25 protein-coding genes are annotated in these 23,944 nt (G+C 25.7%); all 25 read left to right on the forward strand.

Annotated elements, in window-relative coordinates:
- Nucleotides 1-268 precede the first annotated feature (268 nt).
- The 25 genes from HW276_RS04525 to HW276_RS04645 all read left to right on the forward strand — a co-directional run bounded on the left by HW276_RS04525 (nucleotide 269) and on the right by HW276_RS04645 (nucleotide 23,869).
- Nucleotides 269-1,933, forward strand: coding sequence for an AAA family ATPase (locus HW276_RS04525; protein WP_178937573.1), 1,665 nt, complete (start codon nucleotides 269-271; stop codon nucleotides 1,931-1,933).
- 342 nt (nucleotides 1,934-2,275) lie between these two features.
- The gene (locus HW276_RS04530) at nucleotides 2,276-2,800 is read left to right on the forward strand and encodes a hypothetical protein (RefSeq protein WP_178937574.1); all 525 of its coding nucleotides are present in this window, start codon (nucleotides 2,276-2,278) and stop codon (nucleotides 2,798-2,800) included.
- A 4-nt stretch (nucleotides 2,801-2,804) separates the two neighbouring features.
- Complete coding sequence (locus HW276_RS04535; RefSeq protein WP_178937575.1) at nucleotides 2,805-3,371, forward strand: hypothetical protein; 567 nt, start codon at nucleotides 2,805-2,807, stop codon at nucleotides 3,369-3,371.
- Between the two features lie 440 nt (nucleotides 3,372-3,811).
- Nucleotides 3,812-4,027: a hypothetical protein gene (locus HW276_RS04540; protein ID WP_178937576.1), complete on the forward strand. Its 216-nt coding sequence runs from the start codon at nucleotides 3,812-3,814 to the stop codon at nucleotides 4,025-4,027.
- Between the two features lie 83 nt (nucleotides 4,028-4,110).
- Nucleotides 4,111-4,500, forward strand: a complete 390-nt coding sequence (locus HW276_RS04545; RefSeq protein WP_178937577.1) for a hypothetical protein — start codon at nucleotides 4,111-4,113, stop codon at nucleotides 4,498-4,500.
- Nucleotides 4,501-4,629: 129 nt separating this feature from the next.
- Nucleotides 4,630-6,294 (forward strand): AAA family ATPase, encoded by a 1,665-nt coding sequence (locus tag HW276_RS04550; protein WP_178937578.1) that lies wholly within the window; start codon nucleotides 4,630-4,632, stop codon nucleotides 6,292-6,294.
- Between the two features lie 62 nt (nucleotides 6,295-6,356).
- Nucleotides 6,357-6,719, forward strand: a complete 363-nt coding sequence (locus HW276_RS04555) for a hemagglutinin repeat-containing protein (RefSeq protein ID WP_178937579.1) — start codon at nucleotides 6,357-6,359, stop codon at nucleotides 6,717-6,719.
- Between the two features lie 24 nt (nucleotides 6,720-6,743).
- On the forward strand, nucleotides 6,744-7,181 hold the full coding sequence (locus tag HW276_RS04560) for a hypothetical protein (RefSeq protein ID WP_255460322.1): 438 nt from the start codon (nucleotides 6,744-6,746) through the stop codon (nucleotides 7,179-7,181).
- Between the two features lie 79 nt (nucleotides 7,182-7,260).
- The gene (locus tag HW276_RS04565) at nucleotides 7,261-8,178 is read left to right on the forward strand and encodes a hypothetical protein (RefSeq protein WP_178937580.1); all 918 of its coding nucleotides are present in this window, start codon (nucleotides 7,261-7,263) and stop codon (nucleotides 8,176-8,178) included.
- 204 nt (nucleotides 8,179-8,382) lie between these two features.
- The gene (locus HW276_RS04570; RefSeq protein ID WP_178937581.1) at nucleotides 8,383-9,312 is read left to right on the forward strand and encodes a hypothetical protein; all 930 of its coding nucleotides are present in this window, start codon (nucleotides 8,383-8,385) and stop codon (nucleotides 9,310-9,312) included.
- Between the two features lie 105 nt (nucleotides 9,313-9,417).
- Entirely contained in the window at nucleotides 9,418-10,143 is a 726-nt protein-coding gene (locus HW276_RS04575) for a helicase (protein WP_178937582.1), read from the forward strand.
- A 344-nt stretch (nucleotides 10,144-10,487) separates the two neighbouring features.
- On the forward strand, nucleotides 10,488-10,715 hold the full coding sequence (locus HW276_RS04580) for a DUF6290 family protein (protein ID WP_147003377.1): 228 nt from the start codon (nucleotides 10,488-10,490) through the stop codon (nucleotides 10,713-10,715).
- On the forward strand, nucleotides 10,715-11,038 hold the full coding sequence (locus HW276_RS04585; RefSeq protein ID WP_178937583.1) for a type II toxin-antitoxin system RelE/ParE family toxin: 324 nt from the start codon (nucleotides 10,715-10,717) through the stop codon (nucleotides 11,036-11,038). Before HW276_RS04580 ends, HW276_RS04585 begins: the two co-directional genes overlap by 1 nt.
- Before the next feature lie 319 nt (nucleotides 11,039-11,357).
- Nucleotides 11,358-11,750, forward strand: a complete 393-nt coding sequence (locus tag HW276_RS04590; protein WP_178937584.1) for a hypothetical protein — start codon at nucleotides 11,358-11,360, stop codon at nucleotides 11,748-11,750.
- A 147-nt stretch (nucleotides 11,751-11,897) separates the two neighbouring features.
- Nucleotides 11,898-12,296 carry a hypothetical protein gene (locus HW276_RS04595; RefSeq protein ID WP_178937585.1) on the forward strand — a complete coding sequence of 133 codons (399 nt, stop codon included), beginning with the start codon at nucleotides 11,898-11,900 and terminating at the stop codon, nucleotides 12,294-12,296.
- A gap of 275 nt (nucleotides 12,297-12,571) precedes the next feature.
- The gene (locus HW276_RS04600; protein WP_178937586.1) at nucleotides 12,572-13,123 is read left to right on the forward strand and encodes an ankyrin repeat domain-containing protein; all 552 of its coding nucleotides are present in this window, start codon (nucleotides 12,572-12,574) and stop codon (nucleotides 13,121-13,123) included.
- A gap of 117 nt (nucleotides 13,124-13,240) precedes the next feature.
- Nucleotides 13,241-14,761, forward strand: coding sequence for a glutamate--tRNA ligase (gene gltX / locus HW276_RS04605; protein ID WP_178937587.1), 1,521 nt, complete (start codon nucleotides 13,241-13,243; stop codon nucleotides 14,759-14,761).
- Between the two features lie 187 nt (nucleotides 14,762-14,948).
- On the forward strand, nucleotides 14,949-15,443 hold the full coding sequence (locus HW276_RS04610; protein ID WP_178937588.1) for a hypothetical protein: 495 nt from the start codon (nucleotides 14,949-14,951) through the stop codon (nucleotides 15,441-15,443).
- Nucleotides 15,444-15,625: 182 nt separating this feature from the next.
- Nucleotides 15,626-18,259 carry a type III-A CRISPR-associated protein Cas10/Csm1 gene (cas10, locus tag HW276_RS04615; RefSeq protein ID WP_178937589.1) on the forward strand — a complete coding sequence of 878 codons (2,634 nt, stop codon included), beginning with the start codon at nucleotides 15,626-15,628 and terminating at the stop codon, nucleotides 18,257-18,259.
- Between the two features lie 71 nt (nucleotides 18,260-18,330).
- Nucleotides 18,331-18,675, forward strand: coding sequence for a type III-A CRISPR-associated protein Csm2 (gene csm2, locus HW276_RS04620; protein WP_178937590.1), 345 nt, complete (start codon nucleotides 18,331-18,333; stop codon nucleotides 18,673-18,675).
- Nucleotides 18,676-18,712: 37 nt separating this feature from the next.
- On the forward strand, nucleotides 18,713-19,450 hold the full coding sequence (csm3, locus tag HW276_RS04625) for a type III-A CRISPR-associated RAMP protein Csm3 (protein WP_178937591.1): 738 nt from the start codon (nucleotides 18,713-18,715) through the stop codon (nucleotides 19,448-19,450).
- A 9-nt stretch (nucleotides 19,451-19,459) separates the two neighbouring features.
- Nucleotides 19,460-20,473, forward strand: coding sequence for a type III-A CRISPR-associated RAMP protein Csm4 (csm4, locus tag HW276_RS04630; RefSeq protein WP_178937592.1), 1,014 nt, complete (start codon nucleotides 19,460-19,462; stop codon nucleotides 20,471-20,473).
- Nucleotides 20,457-21,719, forward strand: a complete 1,263-nt coding sequence (locus HW276_RS04635) for an RAMP superfamily CRISPR-associated protein (RefSeq protein WP_178937593.1) — start codon at nucleotides 20,457-20,459, stop codon at nucleotides 21,717-21,719. Before csm4 ends, HW276_RS04635 begins: the two co-directional genes overlap by 17 nt.
- Complete coding sequence (gene cas6, locus HW276_RS04640; protein ID WP_255460323.1) at nucleotides 21,679-22,443, forward strand: CRISPR system precrRNA processing endoribonuclease RAMP protein Cas6; 765 nt, start codon at nucleotides 21,679-21,681, stop codon at nucleotides 22,441-22,443. Before HW276_RS04635 ends, cas6 begins: the two co-directional genes overlap by 41 nt.
- Nucleotides 22,436-23,869: a CRISPR-associated protein gene (locus HW276_RS04645; RefSeq protein WP_255460324.1), complete on the forward strand. Its 1,434-nt coding sequence runs from the start codon at nucleotides 22,436-22,438 to the stop codon at nucleotides 23,867-23,869. The genes cas6 and HW276_RS04645 overlap by 8 nt, the downstream gene beginning before the upstream one ends.
- Nucleotides 23,870-23,944 lie beyond the last annotated feature (75 nt).

Consider the following 23,944-nt stretch of genomic DNA (forward strand, 5'->3'; position numbering starts at 1 on the left):
AAACTCAAAACATAATATATTCCAGAGTGCATAAAAATTTTGTACAAATTCAGAATCAAAGTTGAGACAGTCTCTTTTAGATTTTCATCAATACTCTCCAGTCCATACTCCCAAACCAATTCTCAAAATATTTCAAATCCTCGAATTTAAAAAGAAAGTGTCACAGAGTGTTCAAACGACTTTATTTTAAATATCAAGTTGTGGTATAATTAATATATTGAAAGAATATATTGAAAGTTATAAAAAAAATAAAAGAGGAAGTGATTTTATGAGAAAAAAAGCTGTTCCTGTGGGGATTGAGGATTTTAAAGAGTTGATACAAGAAGGATATTATTATATAGATAAAACTTTACTAATAGATGAAATGTTAATGAACAGATCGAAAGTTACATTATTTACAAGACCACGAAGATTTGGAAAAACATTGAATATGTCAATGTTGAAATATTTTTTTGATGTAAAAGATAAAGAAGAAAATAAAAAGCTTTTTGAAAATTTGAAAGTATCTGATAGTGAATATATGAGTGAACAAGGGAAATATCCTGTAATTTTCATTTCACTGAAGGATTTAAAAGGAAATACTTGGGAAGAAAATTTTATGTTGATAAAAAAACATATAAAAAACTTATACATGGAATTTTATGGTTTAAAAGATAAATTGAATCCTATTTTTAAAAATGATTTTGAAAAGATAGTTATGGAAAAAGAAGATGCTGACTGGATTTATTCTCTTAAAAACTTATCAAATTATTTGTACGAATATTATAGAAAAAGTGTAATAATTTTAATTGACGAATACGATGCTCCAATAATAAATGCTTTTGATAAAGGATATTACAATGAAGCGATAAATTTTTTTCAAACATTTTACAGTTCAGCATTAAAAACTAATAATTCCTTGAAATATGGTGTTTTAACGGGAATAACTAGAATCATAAAAGAAGGAATATTCTCTGGTTTAAATAATTTAAAAGTAGATACGATATTGAATAAAAAATATTCAGAATATTTTGGACTTCTTGAAAGTGAAGTGATTGAAATGCTAGATTACTTTGGTATGAAATACAAAATCGAAGAAGTTAAAGAATGGTATAATGGATATTTATTTGGAGAAAGTGAAGTGTATAATCCATGGTCTATTGTAAATTATATTGACAATGGAGAAATCAAGGCATATTGGGCAAATGTTTCAGGAAATACACTTTTGGAGAATATGCTTGATCATGCTGGAGAAAGTGTTTATGATGATTTGAAACGATTTACCGATGGGGAAAGCATTGAAAAATATATTTCGGATGGAACGACAATAAAAAGTTTTTTAAATAATGATGATGAAATATGGCAATTACTTTTATACAGCGGGTATTTGACAAAGGATGAAAAACAAAAAGAAATAGATGTAACTTCAGAATATACAGATGTTTATAACTTGAGAATTCCAAATAAAGAAATACGGAAATATTTTGGTAATATGTTTTTAAACAGATTTTTTGGAACAGAAGTAAAAACAAATATTTTGATAAAAGCGCTTGAAAATGGAGATATTAAAAAATTTGAAAAGACATTGGGAGAAATAATGATAAATATGCTGAGTCATTTTGACTTGGATAAGGAAATGGAGAAAATTTATCAGGTGTTTATGATAGGGCTTGTAGGATTTTTAATGGGGAAATATGAGATTATTTCAAATGATGAAAGTGGATATGGAAGATACGATCTTGCGATGATTCCAATAAAAAGTAATGAGAAGGCGTATCTCATGGAATTTAAAATATCAAAGACAAAAAATGAAATGGAAAAGAGAGCACAGAAAGCTTTGAAACAGATTGATGAGAAGAAATATGATACGAAATTGAAGGCGAGAGGGATAAAGAATATTTTGAAGATTGGGGTTGCGTTTTATGGGAAAGAAGTGAAGGTTGTTTTTAAATAGAGGTTTAAAGTAAGATAACAGAGAGGTCAATGTGGAACTTGAAATCAAAAGTAAAAAAATAGACTATCATTATAGTGAATTTAGAATGTTGCTAATTGCATATATTTGTGTATACTTTATGAGTCCTATATTTATTTTTTTTATAAAAAGTGATAAAAAATATTATTATATTTTATTAATTAATGCTGTTTTTGTCATGATATTTTACATGTTTATAGTTATATTACAAATTTTTTTTAAATTATTAATAAAATTAAAAAAAAGAAAATAATATTTTCAGAAAATTATTTAGAAATTTTTTTTGGAACAGAAAATAAAAAAATAGAATATGATAAAATAGAAATGATTTTTCTGAGAAAAAATTTATTGAATTCAGCAGATATAATAATAAATTTTCCAACCAATAATACAAGTTTATTTAATAGACAAGAAGAACTATTTAAAGACGATAAAAATAGTATAGTGATAAGTAATGTTATTAATTATGAAGAAATATTTAAAGAATTAAAACAAAGATTATTTTTCTTTGAAAGTAAAAATGAAAAAATTTTAGAATATAAAAGTTTTATTGAAAATAAAATAGTAATAATATTTTTGATATTATTATTTTATTTTTTCTATAAAATAAAAATATCAATATGTTTAATTATTGTATTATTCGTTAAAATAAAAAGGTATAATTATAAAATCAATTATTTAAATAATGACCAAATAAAAATTTTTAATGCGAATAAAGAAATTTATATAAAAAGAAATAACTATTTTTTTGATAAAGATGACTTAAAATTAAAAATTAAAAATGTTGATAGAATTTTATTGCCAAGTAATTTAGTATTTTTACCTATGCATTATAAAATAAAGGGATAAAAAAATGAAAAATATAAAAGAAATTTATAACAAAAAAATGAGAAAAATGTTTACAAAAAATATGAAAAAAATATTTACTAAAGATATGTTAAAAAAATATGATGAAAATATGTTAAATGTATTGAAAGAAGTTGGGGTAGATATATTAAATGTAAATTATGAAGAAGCAAATAAAAAAATAGTGAATATTAATAAACAAGAAATATATGAAATAATATGGAATATGGCTGATATTACAGAAAGTTTCACTTTTTATGGATTTTCACAGTATATGTATAAAAAAACAGAAAATGTAATTTGGTTAAATTTGTCAGCAAGTTTGCTATCATTTACATTTTGCTGTGTAGAAGGAGCTTATGCTGTTGGTATTTTTCATGCTAGAGAAGCAGTAAAAATTGAAAAAAATCTTGAAAATTTAGTGACTTTATTAAGTTTTTATGGACTTCTAGAACATTTAATGGACGATGAAGAGGCAGAGAAAGTAGCAAAAGAAATTTTAGAGTTAGATTCAAATAATGAAACAGCAATTTCTGTGTTAAATGAAATTTTAAATTCTAAAAAGAATAAATAAGTATGTAGGTCCAAATGGAGCAAGTAGAACATTGCCAGCAACGGCATATATGTAATGGTATGAAGCTACTAAAAAAGAAATGTCTGCTCCATTATCTTATTTTGGATTTAAAAAAATTGATACTGCATATCAGGTAAGAGACAGATACCAGATAGCATATGATTATTACAATCTTAATAATCAAAATTGTACTTAGAGCAATGTTTCTGTAAGAGAAACTTTTGATTTTAATAGTAAAGGAAATCTAAAAGTAAGAATTCTTTATGCTTATGGAGATACTGAAAAGGAGTTGGAACCATTTACTATATCGTATTCTGAACATGGTAAAGCTGGTGCGTTTCAATTGTTTCCCGTTGATAAAATAGATATAAAATATGATAAATTGGATATTTTACTAAATCCAAGAACAGATTTAATATTAAGAGAAAAGAGGAAACATTATGAAAGGTTGGATAGAAGAATATGCAATATTAAGAAAATTTATAGAAAAATATTGCGAAGAACAAGACAAAAATCGTTTGATAGAAATATTAAATATGAAAGATAGATTTTTATTTAAATATTTTGTTAATGAATTTTCTAAGTTAAAAATACCTAATAAAATGACGGAAGAAGAATTAAAGGAATATAAAGAAAAAATTATGATATATATTTAAAAATTAGAATTAAGAATACAAATGCAAGGATATACCAATCATAATCATACATTAGGATAGCTTATTTATGAAGGAGGTATAAAATGAAAATGAAATTTTGTTATGAATTAGACCCTGTTGGGAAAATGTATATGAATTCAGGTGCTATAGTAGATGCGAAAAAATATAATATAGGATATTCGATATATTTAGGAAGATTATTGTTTATAATTTCAGATAAAGGTATAAATGAATCACTCAAAATTATAGACAAATTAGAAAAAGGTATTTTAACTTGTTATGAAGCAGGAACAGAGACAATGGATTACTATATGTATAAAAATAAAGTAGATTTTATAGATTGGTTTGGAGAGTATGATGATTGGAGTTGTGCAATAGAAGAATTTACAAAAGCTTTATTAGGAAAAAAGAAGTTTTTAGAAATGCCGAGAGATATAAATAGTTATCTTGAAGTTGAAATAAATGATTTATAAAATTATTTCAAATCCTCAAATTTAAAAAGAAAGCGTCACAGAGCGTTCAAACGACTTTATTTTAAATATCAGGTTGTGATATAATTAATATATTGGAAGTTATAAAAAAATAAAAGAGGGCGTGATTTTATGAGAAAAAAAGCTGTTCCTGTGGGGATTGAAGATTTTGAAAGAATAATAAACGAAGATTATTATTATGTAGATAAAACGATGTTAATAGAAGAATTATTGGTAAACAGGGCTCCTGTAACTCTTTTTACAAGACCTCGACGATTTGGAAAAACATTGAATATGTCAATGATTAAATACTTTTTTGATGTAAAAAATAAAGAAGAAAATAAAAAGCTCTTTGAAAATTTGAAAATATTTAATAGTGAATATATGAGTGAACAGGGGAAATATCCTGTGATTTTTATTTCACTGAAGGATTTGAAAGCAGATACTTGGAAAGAATGTTTAAAGAGATTGAAGTTATTTATTTTTGATCTATATGTTGAATTCGAATATATTAGAGAAAAAATGAATGAATGGGATAAAAGAAAATTTGAAAAAGTGCTTTATGAGCAAGAAGATGCAGACTACATAATGTCTTTAAAATTTTTGGCAGATAGTCTTTATAAGTATTATGGAGAAAAAGTCATAATTTTAATTGATGAATACGATGCTCCAATAATAAATGCTTTTGATAAAGGATATTATAATGAAGCGATAAATTTTTTTCAAACATTTTACAGTTCAGCATTAAAGACTAATAATTCCTTGAAATATGGTATTTTGACAGGTATAACAAGGATTATAAAGGAAGGAATATTTTCAGGTTTAAATAATTTAAAAGTAGATACGATATTGAATAAAAAATATTCAGAATATTTTGGACTTCTTGAAAGTGAAGTGATTGAAATGCTTGATTACTTTGGTATGAAATACAAAATCGAAGAAGTTAAAGAATGGTATAATGGATATTTATTTGGAGAAAGTGAAGTGTATAATCCATGGTCTATTGTAAATTATATTGACAATGGAGAAATCAAGGCATATTGGGCAAATGTTTCAGGAAATACACTTCTAGAAAATATGCTTGATCATGCTGGGGAAAGTGTTTATGATGATTTAAAACGATTTACTGATGGAGAAAGTATTGAAAAATATATTTCAGATGGAACAACAATAAAAAGTCTTTTAAATAACGATGATGAAATATGGCAAGTGCTTTTATATAGTGGGTACTTAACAAAAGATGAAAAACAAAAAGAAATAGATGTAACTTCAGAATATACAGATGTTTATAACTTGAGAATTCCAAATAAGGAAATACGGAAATATTTTGGTAATATGTTCTTGAATAGATTTTTTGGAACAGAAGTGAAAACAAATATTTTGATAAAAGCACTTGAAAATGGAGATATTAAGAAATTTGAGAAGACATTGGGAGAAATAATGATAAATATGCTGAGTCATTTTGACTTGGATAAGGAAATGGAAAAAATATATCAAGTGTTTATGATAGGGCTTGTTGGATTTTTGATGGGGAAATATGAGATTATTTCAAATGATGAAAGCGGATATGGAAGATATGACCTTGCGATGATTCCAATAAAAAGCAATGAAAAAGCTTATCTTATGGAATTTAAAATATCGAAGACGAAAAAGGGGATGGAAGAGAGAGCACAGAAGGCGTTGAAACAGATTGATGAGAAGAAATATGATACGAAGCTTAAGGCAAGAGGGATAAAGAATATTTTGAAGATTGGGGTTGCGTTTTATGGGAAAGAAGTGAAGGTTGTTTTTAAATAGAGGTTTAAAGCAAGGACAACGATGAAACCGTCAAATGATAATGCAACATTACTTACAACAATGTGAACAATGTTACTTATCAAGGAATACAGGCTCAAGGTGGAACACATATTGCCAATATTCAAAAAGAAGCCGTAGAACTAAAAAACAGTTATAATTCTAAAAATTCTAGTCTTGGAATGAAATTAAGTGCTGGAATAGGTTCAAAAGGTAGCATAAAATCAAATGGAATAAGTGGAAATATCTCTCAGAGCAACGGAAATCTTAATACAGAAAGCACTAACTATCAAAATGGAAATTTTGTAAATGTTAATGAAGTACATAATAATACAGATTCGATGATGCTTACTGGATTTAATCAGGAAGGCGGAAGAGTAACAGGGAACATCGAAAAATTAGTTGTAGAAAGTAAGCGAAGGATTTAAATTATACAATGAGGAAGGTCAATAATGAATAAAAATTATACAGGAACATGTGGAGTATTAAAAAATAACTCTCCTTCTCCAGACAAGATTATACATTCTGATGATATTTTTAAATATGAAAATTTTAATAAAAATTTTGGTTATCCAATGTCAATTTTATGGGGAACGATATTAGAATGTAAAACTGAAGAAATAGATTATGTAGGTATAAAAATGCTTGGAAGTAAAAATCAAGAAGTAATTAGAATAAGAAAGGAATTTTATGAAATAATAAAATGTCCACGATTTAATATAGGTGACAAAGTTAAATTAATTAAATATCCTGATAAAAAAGCAACTATTAAAAAAATTTGTTGGCATGATAAGGATAAAAGAATTTATTATCTTCTTAATGTCAAAAATGATAAGAGAAAAAGTACAAGCAGATATTACGAGGATGAAAATAAGTTTGAAAAAATATAAGTAAAATAAGGGATAGTCCAAAATTTTGTGTAAACTAATATAAATTGCCAATAAATGAAGAAAAAGTGAGGATAAAATAATGAATAAAAAATTTTTAATTTTATTATCTATGTTATTAAATTTTTTAACTTTTGGGGAAGTAAAGAAAAATTATGATTGTAATTTTTTGACTGATTTTACATTTAATGAAGAAAACAATAAATACATTGATCTGTATACTGGAAAAACAAATATGAAAATAAAAGAAGGAATAACAGAATGCAAAGTTGTAACAGGAGGTCCATTTAGAATAATTAATAGATCCTTTTTTTGGAAACAGAATGATCATCATTATTTTGACAATGCTGTAATATCATTAGAAATTAAGAATGGAAGAATGGTAGAGCTTGAAGTAAAATCTGCATTCAATAATGAACTTCTTTTTTCTGGGAAATATAATTATTTAGGGTTAAATGGAGAAGTTTATATGGATGGTTCAGTTCAGGAATCTGGTTATTCAATGAGATTAAATTATAAAAATGCTAAACCAACGGGAGAACTTGTAGAGTATTACAATAATGGTAAAATATATAGAAAGTCAATGTTAAGAAATGTACAGATAGATTTATCACATTTTTCTGATGAGTTTGAAAAATATGTAAATAGTTATGAAATTTACGATTATAATACAGGAGAAAAAATTTTCTCAGAAAGTTTAAAAAACGGAAATGGAAGAATTATTTCATATACATCTAGTGGGAAACAGTATAAAGATTATGAAATTAAAAATCGTAAAATTATAGGAGGAAAGGAAGTTGCTCGTAGTCCAGATGGAAAATCTGATTCTGAATATTATTATCATAAAAATGGAAAAGTAAAAAAATATATTCAACATGGCAGTAGTGGTGCAAGAACGGAATACGATTATGATATTAACGGAAGAATGCTAAGAGATACACATTATAACAAAGATGGAGAAATAGACAATATAACAGATTACACTAAAAAGAAACGCTAAATAAAAAAAAGTAGCAAGAGTGTCCAAAATTTTGTGAAACCTTTAAATAATATACGGTAAAATAATTATATAATATTTGGAGGTTTTTGTTATGGCTAAAAAGAAATCTGTCTGTTAAAATATAGTTATAGAGATATTTAATAATCTGAACAGAAAAAATGGAATCTTCTTATAAATGAAGCTTTAAGTAAAGGTGGGAAATAAATGGAGATAAAAAAAATAAAAGAAAATTTTTTTGAAAATTTAAAAATGAATAAATATGATTTTTTTAATAATTTAGTAAATGAAATAGGAAATTTTGCTTTTTTAATTTCTGAAATTTATAAAAGTGGAGAAGTTAAAACAAGTATTATTGAAAATTATGGTTATTATATTAGTAATGAAAGTTCTTTGTACATAGCAGAACTAAATGAAGCTAAGGAAATCAGAGTATATTATTCGTATGAGGAGTTATTTTATAGTTTTTATTTATATTATCTAAAAAATATGGCAGATTATAGTGATTTTATGCTTTTTATTGAACAAGAATTGTATAATTATACACAATATACAGATAATTTGAAAAAATATAAGATAAAATTTGATTTAAATGATTTTTTTAATAGAGATAAATTAAGAAATTTTCTGATTGAATATAACAAAAAAGAAAATATTTATAATTATAATTTCATAAACTTTAATAGGAAATATATCAATTATTGGGATATTAATATATTAAAAAAATTTTATTCATTTTTATTAAAAGAAGGAAAATTAAAAGAAATTTTGAATAAAAAAGAAAAAAAGTACATATTGCTTAAAACGAACTTAGAAAAATTTATTATAAACATTTTGAAAAATAAAATTGAAATAGAATATAAAAATATTGAATTAGAATATTATGATAGTAGAGGTGTAGTAGGTTTTCAATACAAAGAAAAACTTGAAAAAAGTGACGTTGCATTATTGAAATATAAAAATATTAATGATTTAAAAGAAGAAAGATTTAGAAACTCTAGAGACGAAATGAATGTTGAGATAATTTCTAAAAAAGACTTTTTGAAAGAACTTGAAATTATTGTGAATGCTTATGAAGATATTTATAATGATAACGAAGTTCAAAAAATGTTTGAAAACTTTAAAAAAAATTTTTAGAAGAGAGAGTGTCCAGAATTTTGTGCAAGTTCAAAATCTAAAATATAAATTAAGATGGCACCCCATTATCTTGATTTTATAAATTCTACGAAAGGAAATAAAGAAATGAAAAAAGTAGAAAGAGCAATTCGTTTATACAGAAAAGTAAATGTAAATGAAACGATGGAAGAAAGGCATAAAAAAGTTATGGAAGGACTGTCAAAACTGGAAGCACCTTTAGGATTGAAAGATAGTGAGATTCCAGAAGTGCCAGATTTTGGTGTAGAAATAAGAGCCTATTATCGTACAAAAAATTCTAAAACAAAAGGAGTTTCGATATCAGGAGATTATATATGGAGAGATGAAAGTTCAGAGAAAGGAAGATGGGATTCTCTGGAGTATGATTTTAAAATAACATATAAGTTGATAAATTATAAGAAAATAATATACGAGGATCTTCCAAAGGTGATAAATGTTTTTGATTCTTATGTTGCTGATTTATATGTAGCTTATAATGGTGCTTATGAGGAAGGAAGAACTCCGGAAACAAGAACTTATGGAGAAAGTATAAATCCAGAATTTTTAAAACTGAAGGAGAAAAATTGTAACATAGGAATGCTGGGAGATGTATTATTTACACTATCCCCAGTGATGTATTTCAATGAAGAAAGTTATAATAAGCTGATAAAAGTACCAAAGGAAGAGCTTCTAGAAAGACTCAAAGGGAAAGCGAATGAAGTTCAGTTACTTGAAAAGGGTATATACATTATCTTTAATGACAAGGCAGATATTACTTATGAAGAATTTGTGGAAATGAATAATATATTTAAGCCGTTACTGAGATTAATTTAAAATAGAGTTATAAAAATATTTAATAGTCTGAACAGAAGAAGTGGAATCTGTTTATAAATAGAAGTTTAAAGCAAGGTGTAGAAATATAATGATAAAATTCCCGTACAATCATTTTAACTTTACAGTTAGGATAGTAAAAAGGGGGCATTCAAAAAGTTTTGTATAAAAGGAATATTTCTGCAACATTTCTCTTAAAAGGTTCAATTGTTTTTTTTGAGTTTATCGGAAATACATCTTGAGTAAAATCCATATCGATTTACTATCTTAAAATTTTTCATATCTTGACAAATAGAATAATACTTGGTACAATTGTAATATAAATATTACAATTGGAGAGATAAAAAATGCCTACATTATCATTGAGAATGGAAAAAGAAGATTTAGAACTTTTAAAAGAATATTCAAATATAAATAATCTTAATATGTCATCTTTTGTCCGTAATTTAATTTTAGACAAAATATATGATGAAATAACTGAAGAAGATGAAAAAAGAATATTAAGAAGATGGGAAAATTCAAAATCTGAAAAAAATGCTTCTGCTGAAGAAGTTTTTAAAAGGCTAGGATTATAATGGAAAAAAAATTTTATGAAGTAAAATTTACTGAATCTGCAGAAAAAGATCTAAAAAAATTAATTAAATTAAATAAAGCAATTGCTAAACTTCTTAAAAAATGGATTTCAGAAAATTTAATCGGTACACAAAATCCAAAGCAAAGAGGAAAAGCACTTACAGGAAATTTAAAAGGATTATGGAGATATCGAGTAGGCTCTTATAGAATCGTAGCTGAAATAAAAAATGATATTTTATTAATATTAATTATAGAAATTTCAGATAGAAAAGAAACTTATAAAGATAAAAAGAGAAAAACATACAAAAATGGAAAAATAAAATAAATGAGAGTGTCCAGAATTTTGTTTAAACCTCTAAATAATATATGATAAAATAACTATATAATATTTGGAGGTTTTTGTTATGGCTAAAAAGAAATCTGTTTGTTAAAATATAGTTATAGAAATATTTAATAATATGAATAGAAAAAGTGGAATCTGTTTATAAATAGAGGTTTAAAATAAGGTGTAGAAATAATTTTAAAATAGAACAAACAAGAAAAAGTATTGAATGGAAAGGGACTTCACCAAGTGGAGTAAAAATAAAAGGATTTTTAAATAAGAAGGGAACAAGAGCCTTTCCAATGTATAAAGGAGGAAACTAATGAAAGTGAAATTTTTTTATAAATTAACTAAAACTGGAAAATTATGGGATCCAGACTGTGAGGTTATAGATGATGAAAAATATGATGTTAATTACTCACGTTATTTAGCTGGAGCTGTATGGGAAATGGAATATGTTTCAGATGTAGATTATGAACTGGATGAAATAGAAAGAGTGGAGAGTGGGGAAATAGAGTGCTTTGAAACAGGAACAGAGATATTTTTCACTTCCGTATATAAAGACAGGGTAGAGTTTGAATCGGACTTTTATGATTGGCCAGACTGGAGCTGTACTTTAGAAGAATATAAAAGAGTTCTGTTGGGGAAAAAAGCATTTTTAATGTTGCCAAAAGAATTAGAAAGTTATTTAGAAATAAAAATAAATGATTTGTAAAAAGTGTCCATAATTTTGTGTAAGTTCAAAATATAATAGTTTATCGGGTGTGTAAAAATTTTTGTGTAAACCTCTAAATAATATATGGCAAAGCAACTATATAATATTTGAGAAATTTACCCCATACAAAAAGGAGAAGTGAAATAAATGAAAAAAAAATATGTAGGAAGTTATGGAGTATTAAAAGATGTACCAAATAAATTAAAATATATCTATCTCGAAGATTTGGAAAAATCAAATGAAAATCTCGGAATAACAATATTGAAATGTATAGAAGAAAAAGAAGAATATATAGTAGTACAATCATTAGGAGGAAAGGCAAAGTTTCGACTAAAGAGAGAAATTTATGAAATAAAAAATAAGCCAAAATTCAATATCGGAGATAAAGTTAGATTGTTTAAATATCCAGTGCTTGAGGCAAAAGTAAGTAAAATTTGTTGGCATAATAAAGATAAAAGAATTTATTATCTTCTTAATGTCAAAAATGATAAGAGAAAAAGTACAAGCAGATATTACGAGGATGAAAATAAGTTTGAAAAAATATAAGTAAAATAAGAGATTGTTCAGAATTTTGTGTAAACTAATAGAAAATCTAGTAAATTCAGCACTTCGCTATTCTATTTACACAAAAATTATTTACGCACTTTGAAAATACAATAACTCCGTGATTACCTCAATTTAATTCGTCAGCAATACCTTTATTAGAATACAAAACAGTACCATTATTAGAATATAAGCCAGATTATATAAATAATATACAAAATATAATTCAAAAACAACAAATGAAAATACCTATAAAATAATAGGAAGGGGATATCAAAATGTCAGAATATACAACAATTTGGGAAGCAGTAAGATTTGGAACATTAAAGGATGTTATAGAAATATTCAAAAAAGGAGATGAAAAAATTGGAGATGCATCAGGAGATAGTATATTATTTCATGCATTAGCAAATAATGATAGTACTGCACGTTATGAAATTGCTAATTTTTTAATAAATAAAGGGGCAGATGTTAAAATAGTAAGAGAAGACGGGATGAGTTTGTTCTTTCCATTATTTTATCATGGACGACGAGATATAATAAAAATGACAATATTGTGTAAAACATTATTGGAAAAAGGTGCAGATATAACAACAATATACAAGAAAGAGAAAACGGTTGCTCTCAAGGAATTATTTAATATTGGTGCTCCTGAAATGGAAATGTTACCACTATATCAGCTAATATTTTCTCAACCAGGACTTCCTCTTTTAGTAAAAGATAAATGGGGACTAACAGTAATTGAATTTGCGAGAAGGTTTAATAGACCAATAGCAGTGAAAATAATGGAAGATTATGTAAAAAAATATAACCTAAAAGAAGAAAATTAGAATTTTTAGATAACCGTTGTTGTAAAATTGGAATTTACACAATAGTTGTTGCACAATAATTCATTTTATTATATAATATAAAAAGAATAACAAATAGATAGGAGAAAAAGAGAAAAAATGTCAAATAGTGATAACAAAAGAGTAAGAGTTAGAATAGCACCGTCTCCGACTGGAGATCCACATGTGGGAACTGCCTACATTGGACTTTTTAATTATGTGTTTGCAAAACATAATGGTGGAGACTTTTTATTGAGAATTGAAGATACGGATAGAACTAGATTTTCTGAAGATTCGGAACAACAAATTTTTGATGCGATGAAATGGCTTGGACTTAATTATGATGAAGGTCCAGATGTTGGTGGGGATAGAGGCCCTTATAGACAGTCTGAAAGATTTGAAATATATAAAGAATATGCTGAAAAATTGGTGGAAAAAGGCGAAGCGTATTACTGTTTCTGTACACCAGATAGATTGCAAAAATTGAGAGAAAGACAAGTGGCGATGAAACAAGCACCTGGATATGACGGTCATTGCAGAAACTTGTCAAAAGAAGAAGTGGAAGCAAAATTAGCAGCTGGAGAGCCTTATGTTATTAGACTTAAAATGCCTTATGAAGGAGAAACTATTGTAAATGATGGTTTAAGAGGAGAAATTAGATTTGAGAATAGTAAAATTGATGATCAAGTATTGTTAAAATCTGATGGATTCCCTACTTATCATTTGGCAAATATCGTGGATGATCATTTGATGGGAATTACACATGTTATTAGAGCTGAAGAATGGATTTCGTCTACGCCTAAACATATTCAATTGTACAAAGCGTTTGGTTGGGATGAGCCAAAATGGTATCACATGCCACTTTTGAGAAATGCGGATAAAACTAAAATTTCTAAGAGAAAAAATCCAGTTTCATTGAACTATTATCAAGAAGAAGGATATTTGAAGGAAGGACTTTTAAATTTCTTGGCTTTAATGGGATGGAGCTTTGGAGAAAATAAAGAAATTTTTACAATTGAAGAAATGATTGAAAATTTTTCGTTTGATAAAATCTCGCTTGGAGGACCTGTATTTGATTTGGTTAAATTAGGTTGGGTAAATAATCATCATATGAGATTGAAAGATTTAGATGAATTGACTAAATTAGCGATTCCATATTTTGTGAAAGCTGGATATTACGCAGACGAAAACTTATCTGATGAAGAATTTTCTAAATTAAGAAGAATTGTAGAAATTTCAAGAGAAGGAGCTCATACTTTGAAAGAATTGCCTGAAATTTCATCAATTTACTTTGAAGATGAGTTTGAATTGCCAGTTGTTGAAGAAGGAATGAACAAAAAAGCGAGAAAATCTGTTGAAAGATTGAGAAATTCATTGGAAACAGAAGTTGGTAAAAAATCTATCGAATTATTTGTAGAAAAAATTAATGCTTTAAATGAAGAAATCTCTGAAGAAGAAGCAAAAGAAATTTTACACGGATTGCAAGATGAACTAGGTGAAGGACCAGCAGCAGTATTAATGCCACTTAGAGCAGTTGTTACTGGAAAAGCTAGAGGAGCTGACTTGTATACTGTAATTGCGATTATTGGGAAAGAGAGAACTTTGAAGAGAGTTCAAAATACTTTAGAAAAAATTAGATAGTTTTTTGGAAAATTATTAAAATTAGAAAAATTTAGAATATTAAAAAAGGAATTTGAGATATTGGTCTTGGATTTCTTTTTTTTATTTCAGAACAATTGAAAAAATCATGTTTTATTTGGAATTTTACTTTTTATGCGGTATACTTATGTTGAATCAATTTTAAAAATTATTTATGAGGAGTGATAAAATGAAAAAATTCTTATTATTTATAATGATGTTATTTTCAGTGACTGTTTTTGCAGGAACTGTCAATGCAAAAGTTACAAATAAAATCAATTTTGGGATTTCTCCAAAAGAATTGCAAAATATTATAAAAAGTGAGCCACTATCAAATTCGCATGATAATGGAAATTATGCTGTTTATTATTTTGTAAATGTGGAAGATCCGTTGGGTGTAAAAAGAGAGTTAAATAGTTTTGCTTTTTCTGATAATCAGTTGTTCTCGGCAGTTTTTGATTCGGCTACGACGGATGAAGAACATGCAAAAATAATTGAGGATTACAAGAAAAATGCGAGTAAAGTTTTGAAGGAAAAATTGAATGTGAAAGAGCGAAAAGGAGCATTGTTGTTGTATAATTCAAAAAAATTGATAGAAATATATAGAATGATGGATCATACTTTTATAACATCTGCTCTTTATGATTCTGAAAAATTGGATGAAATTTTGAGTGATTATGAATAAGTTTTGTTTTTGAGTTTTATAAAAGAAAAAAACTGTATTTGAATTAATTTTCATTTACAGTTTTTTTTTTTTTTTTTGAAAATTTTAGAATTAAAATGGTTTTTCAAATTTTGTATGGTACAATAAATGTAAGATGGTAAAATTTGAAATATAAAAATAGATTAATGGGTGTGGGAGGAAATATGGATGAAAAATTAATTAATCTACAAATAGGTGCTTTATTGCACGATATTGGAAAAATTGTTAGAAGAGCTGGTAAAGGTGGAAAAAACAGACATTCTAAAGCAGGATCGGACTATTTAGAAAATAGAGAATTATTAGATAAAGAAAAATATAGAGAAGTTTATGATATGATAAAATATCATCATAATGAAGAAATAAATGAAAAATTAAAACAAAATGATAAATTGGATGACAGTTCTTTGGCATATCTTGTTTATGAGGCTGATAATATTGCTTCTGGAGTAGATAGAGTTAAATATGAAGATGAAATAAATGAAAAGGGAGAAAAAGTAAAAATTACTGAAATAGAAGGGTTACCGTTAAATTCAATATTTAATAAACTTAATTTTCAAAAGAATAAGATAGAAAAAAATTTTGGTTCCTTAAGAAATGACAGGCGTAATTTTAATATTCCAAAAGAAACAAAAGAGAAAAATAAAATAGAAAATACTGAATATTTGAATGTGTTAGAGCAGTTAAGAGATGATTTGGAAGAAATGAAGAAAAAGAATATTTTGACACCTGAAAAATTAAATTCAGTATTGGAAGAAAGTTGTATATATTTTCCTTCAAGTTCGTATGTAGATTATCCAGATGTCCCTTATTATGATCATGTTAAATTGACAGCTGCAGTAGCTGTTTGCATGTATCTTTATGATATGGAAAAGGAAAATAATAGAGATTATAAAAATAAATATTTTAAAAAGAGCCAAAAGAAGGAAAGAGAAAAAACAAAATTTTTATTTGTATCAGGGGAGTTTACTGGAATACAAAATTTTATTTATACAATAACATCTAAAATGGCTATGAAATCACTAAGAGGACGATCATTTTACCTGGAACTTTTTATTGAACATATAATAGATGAAATCTTGGAAGCATTAAATTTATCAAGAGTAAATTTAATTTATTCGGCAGGAAGCCAATTTTACATGTTATTGCCAAATGTTCCAAAAACGATAGAAATCTTAGAGAATTACAAAAAAATAGTAAATGATTTTCTTTTGAAGGAATTGGGAACATCGGTTTATTATGAAATATCGCATACTGAAACTTCAGCAGAAGAATTGGGAAATAAGTTAAGTGAGAATATAAAAAAAGAAAACCAAATTAAAGAAATTTTTAAAAGAAATTCTATTGAGACTTCCAGAAAAAAACTGAATAGATATTCTGAAAAACAATTGGAAGAAATATTTGATGAAGATAGTGATTTGAATAAAATTTATAATGATACAAAGGAATGTGTGATTTGTAAAAAATCTGAAAAGGAAGAAATTTTGATAAAAAACTCTCAAAATGAAAGTAATGGAAATATTGAAATATGTGATTCTTGTAAAAATTATATTAAATTAGGAAGAGATATTTCAAAGTCATTTCATCAAAAAAGAACATTTTTTATGGAAAAAAATTGTGAAGAAAAGAGTAGTAAATTAAAATTTCCAAAATATCCGAAAGGATCTGTAGAAATAGTTTTTAGAAATTTTGAAACAGTTGAGGAAGTAGAAAAAGAAAGTGACAAATTTTATAGATTTTATTCGATAAATGATGATTACTTTGGAAAAGGAAATTCAAGAAATATTAAAATTGGAAATTATAATATAAAATCAACAAATGAAGAAAAAGAAAATAGTCTTGTTGAATTTACGGAATTAGTTAAAAAGAGTAAAGGAATTGAAAGACTTGCTGTGCTAAGAGCGGATATTGATAATTTGGGAACTTTATTTCAAACAGGTTTTGAAGATAGAGGATTTGTTAATATAGATGGAGAAAAAGAACCATATAAATTTGTAAGATTCTCAAAAACAGTAGTTTTGTCAAGATATTTGTCTGATTTCTTTAAAAGAGTGATAAATTTGATATTAGAAAGAAAAAATTTAACTGATGAAAAGAATGAATTGTTTAAAGAATACTGTAATATAATAACGGAAAGAACAAAAGAAAAAACAGATGGAAGAAATATTGTGTTAGTATATTCTGGTGGAGATGATGTTTTTGCAATTGGGACTTGGAATGATATTATTGAATTTTCTGTTGATTTAAGAACGGCATTTAAGGAATTTTCAAGTGATAGAGTTACATTGTCGGTAGGAATAGGATTTTTTGATGAAAATTATCCAATATTTCAAATGGCACAAAAAACAGGAGAATTAGAGAAACTTGCGAAATTATATAATGAAAATGAAATTGGCAAAACTGCAAAAGATGCTATTGCATTATTTGGACATGTTTATAAATGGGATGATTTTATAGGAAAAGTTTTAAATGAAAAATATAGTTATTTAAAATCTAGGATTAGCTTGAAGGAAAATGAAGAAACAGAAAAAGTGTTTGTAGGAAAGTCAAAATGGTATAGTCTTATGAATCTTATAAGAAGCCAGTTTGAAGAAAAAGAAAATGAAAAACATAGAATTGATATTGCTCGATTTGCTTACATAATTGCAAGAATAAAATATGATAAACAAAATGAAAGACAGCAAAAAAATTATTTAGATTTGAAAAAACAGCTGTTTGAATGGATAAAAAATGAAGAAGATGCAAAACAATTATTGACGGCAATAAATATATTGATTTATGAATATAGAGAAAGTAAATAATTTTAGAAATAAGAATTAAAATTAAATATTATAAAATGGAAATTTATTACAAATTTAGAAAGGAATTTGTTATGGAAAACAAAACAGTGGAAAAATTAGTAGAAGAAAATAAAAATAATATGGTTACAACAACGCAGTTAAGACAACTTTTGTCAAATTCAGTAATAGTAAAAAATAAAATATCTTCAAATGTACTAAAGAAAGAAGACAAATTATCAGATAAATTATTAAACGATGTAAAATATCTTTTAATAAAGCATACATATCAATGTGGTAGAGAATTTAAAGTAAAGGAATTTGACCAAAAATTTGAAATTTCGGAAAGATTGAAAAAAATAAAAACCAAAGAAGATTTTGATAGATTTTATCGTTATTTAGAAGAAATAGTAGCATACGTGAAATATTATATTGGATAATAGAATTAAAAATAAAAAATAGGAGTGAAAAATAGTTATGAATACATTAAAAGGAAAATTTATTATAACAGGGAAAATAAAAGTTTTAACAGGACTTCATATAGGAACATCTGGAGATTTTTCAGCGATAGGAGCGGTAGATAACATTGTAATTAGAGATACAGTTACAAATAAGCCAATTATACCAGGATCTTCATTAAAAGGAAAAATGAGATATTTGCTTTCTAGAACTAAATATAATGATAATTCTACATTAACAATGCCAAATATAAAAGAAGAGCATAATGAAATTAGAAGATTATTTGGAAGTTCAGGAAATAAAGAAAAAAACGAAATGATAGTTTTGTCAAGATTGCAATTTTGTGATATGCTGCTTAGAGAAAAAGATTATGGTAGAGATGTTGAGTTTGATTTGCCATATACAGAAATAAAATATGAAAATACAATAGACAGGGGAACTTGTGTTGCAAATCCAAGACAGCAGGAAAGAGTTCCAGCAGGTTCAGAATTTGATTTTAGATTGATTTATAATATTGAAAACACAGAGAATATGGAAGAAGAAGTAAAATGCGATTTTGAAAACATACTTTTGATGTTTGAATTACTTGAAGATGACTATTTGGGAGGACATGGAACTAGGGGGTATGGTCGTGTTAAATTTGAGGATTTAAAATTGATAGAAAAAGTTTACATAAAGGAAAATGAAGATGATATAGAATATTTGAAATCAGAAATTGAAAATATTGAAAATTATAGTGAAATATTTGGAAAGTAGGAGAGAATAATGACTTATTTACTGTATAAATTAAAATTTCCAAATGGAATTCATGTTGGTGCGAACAGTTCTTTGGAATTGACAAGCACAACTGTAAGTTCAGATGTTTTTTATTCTGCTTTTTATGCTGAATATATTAGAATATTTGGCGAAAAAGATAGAGAATTATTTCAATTAACAGAAAATGATGAATTTAAAGTATCAGATTTGTTGCCTTTTAAAGAAATGAAGACAGAAACATTTTTTTATGTTCCAAAGCCATTTGTGAATGATATTGAAAGAAAACAAAATAATGATGAAAATGAGCAAGTTGTAGATAGAAAAAAGGTAAAAAAATTAAGTTATATTCCTGCAAATAGATTAAATGAATATTTTGAATTTCTGAAAACAGGAAAAAATTTTCCTGAAATAGATGATGATTTTGGAGAAAAGGAATTACATACTAAAAATAAGGTTTCGAGAATTGTGGAAGATACAGAACTTTATAATGTTGAAGTTTTTAGATTTAATAAAGATTCAGGACTTTATTTTATTGTGCAATTACCAGAGAAATGGCAAGAAAAATTTGAAAATGTATTGGAAAGTTTGTCGTTGACAGGAATAGGTGGGAAAAAGAGTGCTGGATATGGACAATTTAGTATCACAGACGATGCTATGATATTTGATGGTGAAGATTTTGATATAATTGCGTCGGAGGACGATAGATTTATAAATGAATCTTTATACAAGGAAAGTGAGAAATATTTACTGTTGTCGTCATATTTGCCACAAAAAGATGAAATTGAAAAAATAAAAAATAAAGAAAATGGCTATCAATTAATAAAAAAAAGTGGATTTGTAAATAGTCCTAAGTACAGTGAAAATCCACAAAAAAGAAAGCAAGTTTATATGATTTCTTCAGGAGCAGTATTGAATTTTAAACCAGCAGGAAGATTAGTAGATTTGAAGTTGCATGGAAATCATAGTATTTATAGAATGGGAAAACCGATAGTTATAGGAGTGACTTATGGGAAAGATAGTTAAATACAAAATGGAGATGGAAGTTTTGACGCCTGTGTATATTGCGGGAGCGAATTATAAGTCAAAATTGAATAAGACTGAATATATTTTTAATCCTAATACGAATGATTTGACAATAATAGATAATAACAAATTTGTTAATTTTTTGGTAGAGAAAAAAATTATAGACAAGTATTTGGATGAAATTAGAAAAAATAATAGATTAAATTTATATTCTTTTTTAACAAATAAAAGTGGTCTTTATGACAATAATAATTATGATAATAAAAATAAAAACGAAGCTCTGAAAAAAGATTTAAAAAATTTTACTAAAAAAAGTTACAAAAATTTGGATATAGAATTAAAAATTAAAGAAAATGAGAAAAAAGAAAATTTGAATAATATAACTTTATTAAATAAAAATGTAAAAGATGAAGTTTATATTCCTGGAAGTTCAATAAAAGGAGCTTTGGTAAATCTTTTGTTGGTTAGTTATATTATAAATAATCGAGATGAATTTGTTAATGAAATAACACAGATAGAAAATGAAGTTGAGAATTTTGATAAAAAGAGAAATGAATTTGTTAGTAAAGAAAATATTACAGAAAAAGAAATCGAAATTTTCGATAAAAAAAATTCTAAATTTTTCCAAGGAAAAGTAAAAAATGTAATAAATAAAATACAAGAGAAAATATTATATGAAAATTGCTCAAATAAAAAAATTAAAAAATTTGGAATATCAGTATCAGATAGTTATGAAAATAAAAAGGATATAGATGTTAATTTTTATCAAGATATTGATGAAAAAATAAAAGATAAAAAAGAAAGTTATTTACCAGTAGTCAGAGAATATATAGAACCTAAAAATATATTTGAATTTGATATTACTTTAGATTTTGAACTACTTTCAAGAACAAGACTTAAAATAAATGATTTTGATGATTTAATAAATGCTCTTGAAGAATCTACGGATTATCTGATAGAAAATACTCTAGAATTACCAGATGAATTGTGCTGTCAAAACTTAATATTGGGAGCAAATACAGGATTTCATCAAAAAACGATCGTTCATGCATTGTTTAAAGATAAAAGTGACAGAACTCAAGTTGTTAAAATATTATTGCACAAAGGTGGGACAAATGGGGTAAGATTGCATTTGAATGATAAAGATTCTCCAAGAGTGATAAATAGAATTAGAAAAAATGGGAAACTTGAATTAGCAGGATTAGTTGAAATTAGGAAAATATCTGAAAAGGAAGTGGGAAAATAAGATGCTTGCAAAAATAGAAATGGAAATTGAGGGGAATGGGTTAGATGTGAATATGAGTTCGCTTTTTCATGGATATTTGATGAATAGTATTGATTCTGCTTATGCAGATTATTTGCACTATAATGAAACACATCCTTATACTTCGTGTATTTATAAAGATATGGAAAGTGGAAAAATATTTTGGAAGATAACGACCTTTAATAAAAATGCTTATGAGATGTTAATAAAATACTTTTTAGAGAATGATGTAAAAAATATTTATTTGGAAAAAAAAGGAATCGAGATAGTTGTAAAATCAATTTCTATGACAAAAACATCTTTTGATGAACTGTTTTTTAGTAATGAGAAAAAAAGTAAAATATATTTTTTAACTCCGACAACTCATAAATCAAATGGAGTATTACAAATATTTCCGAATATCTCGACATTACTTCTAGGAGTAATAAATAAAATAAATCAACATTCGGATACAATTAAGTTGGAAGATGAAAATGTGATAAATGAACTTTTGGAAAAAGTGTATATTGATGAATATTATTTAAGAACGAGGTATTTCTTTTTGGAAAATATAAGAGTTAGAGGATTTATTGGAAATTTAAAGATAAAAATAAAAGGTAAAGATGAGATGCTTTATCAACTTTTGAATTTTTTGCTACAAGTTTCTGAATATACAGGACTTGGAGTAAAAACAGCATTGGGAATGGGAGGAATAAAAATTGGATAATAATAACATTGATGAAAATAAAGAAAGAGTGCTTTTAACATTTGCAGGAAATACTGATCCGACAAGAGGTAATTATGATGGGCCTATGTTACATATTTGCCGTTATTTCAGACCTGAAAAAATATATTTAGTTTTAACTTCTGAAATGCAAAAAAGAAATGAGAATAGAATTTATGAAAAAGCTATAAAAGAAAGTTTGGAAGATTATAATCCAATATTTGAATATATTAATACTGATATTGATGATGCACATTTGTTTGATATATATTTTAATAAAATAAATGAAACATTTAATAAAATAAAAGTAGAACATCCAAATGCGGAAGTTTTGGTAAATATAACATCAGGAACTGCTCAAATGATAAGTAATTTGGTAATGTATATTGTTGATGCTGTAAATATAAACATTGTTCCTATACAAGTAGCAACTCCTGAAGGAAGAGGAAATACTTCAAAAGTTGTAAACAATAGTTATGAAGTAAACGATGAGAAAGAAAATAATTTTGATAATATAGAAGAATTTAGAACTAATCGAATATTATTTCCTGATTTGAGACAATATTCAAGACTTTTGGTGAAAAATCAAATAAAAGAATTGTTAAAAAAATATGAATATTCAACATGTTTAGAACTGTTAAAAAGGGATATTTTTCAAGAAAATAGTAAATTAAACGGACTTCTTAATTTTGCAAATGATAGACGACATTTAAAAGGATTGAAATCAAATGGGAAATTAAAAAGTTTGAATGATAAAAAATTTGATAAATTTTATTATTATAATAAAAATGAAACAGTTGAAAATAAAGTAAAAGAATGGTACAAAATTGTGGATTATTTTTCACTTGCTAACATTAAGCAAAAATCTGGTGATATAGCAGGATATACAATAATGATGGAACCTTTGATTGTAAATATTTATTTGTCAATTTTAAGAGATGTTTTTGGAAAAAAATTATCGGATTTATTTTCAGAAAAAAGAAAGGATGGAGAATTTAGTTATAAAACAGATATTTTAAAAATTAAAAATTATTCTGGATTAAAAGAAAAAATTGAACATGAATTAGCAATTTTAGAATTGAAAAATTCAACATTTGTATCAGATAGTGTGTTAATTGCTATGATTAAATACTTTATTGAAAAAAATGAGTCTGAAACACTGGAAAAGATGGACTTAGAATATTTCTCGAATTTTAGTAAAACTTTGCATAAAATAAAAGAAGTTAGAAATATGATTGCTCATTCATTAAAAACTATTAATAGAGATGATTTTAACAGTGAAGCAAAAGTTGGAATAGATACTGTGAATAGCAAAATAATTAATTTTTTCAAAAAATATTATACAGATTTTGGATATAAAGAGAGTATGGTATATGTTTACGATAAAATAAACAAAATAGCAAATGAAATTTTAGAAACAGAAAAATAAATTATATTGAAATGAAAAATAGAAGATTTGTAAAAATTTAGATTACAAATTTTCTATTTGGCTAAAGTATTTTTC

This window comes from Leptotrichia sp. oral taxon 417 (assembly GCF_013394865.1).
In the GTDB taxonomy this organism is placed as follows: domain Bacteria; phylum Fusobacteriota; class Fusobacteriia; order Fusobacteriales; family Leptotrichiaceae; genus Leptotrichia; species Leptotrichia wadei_A.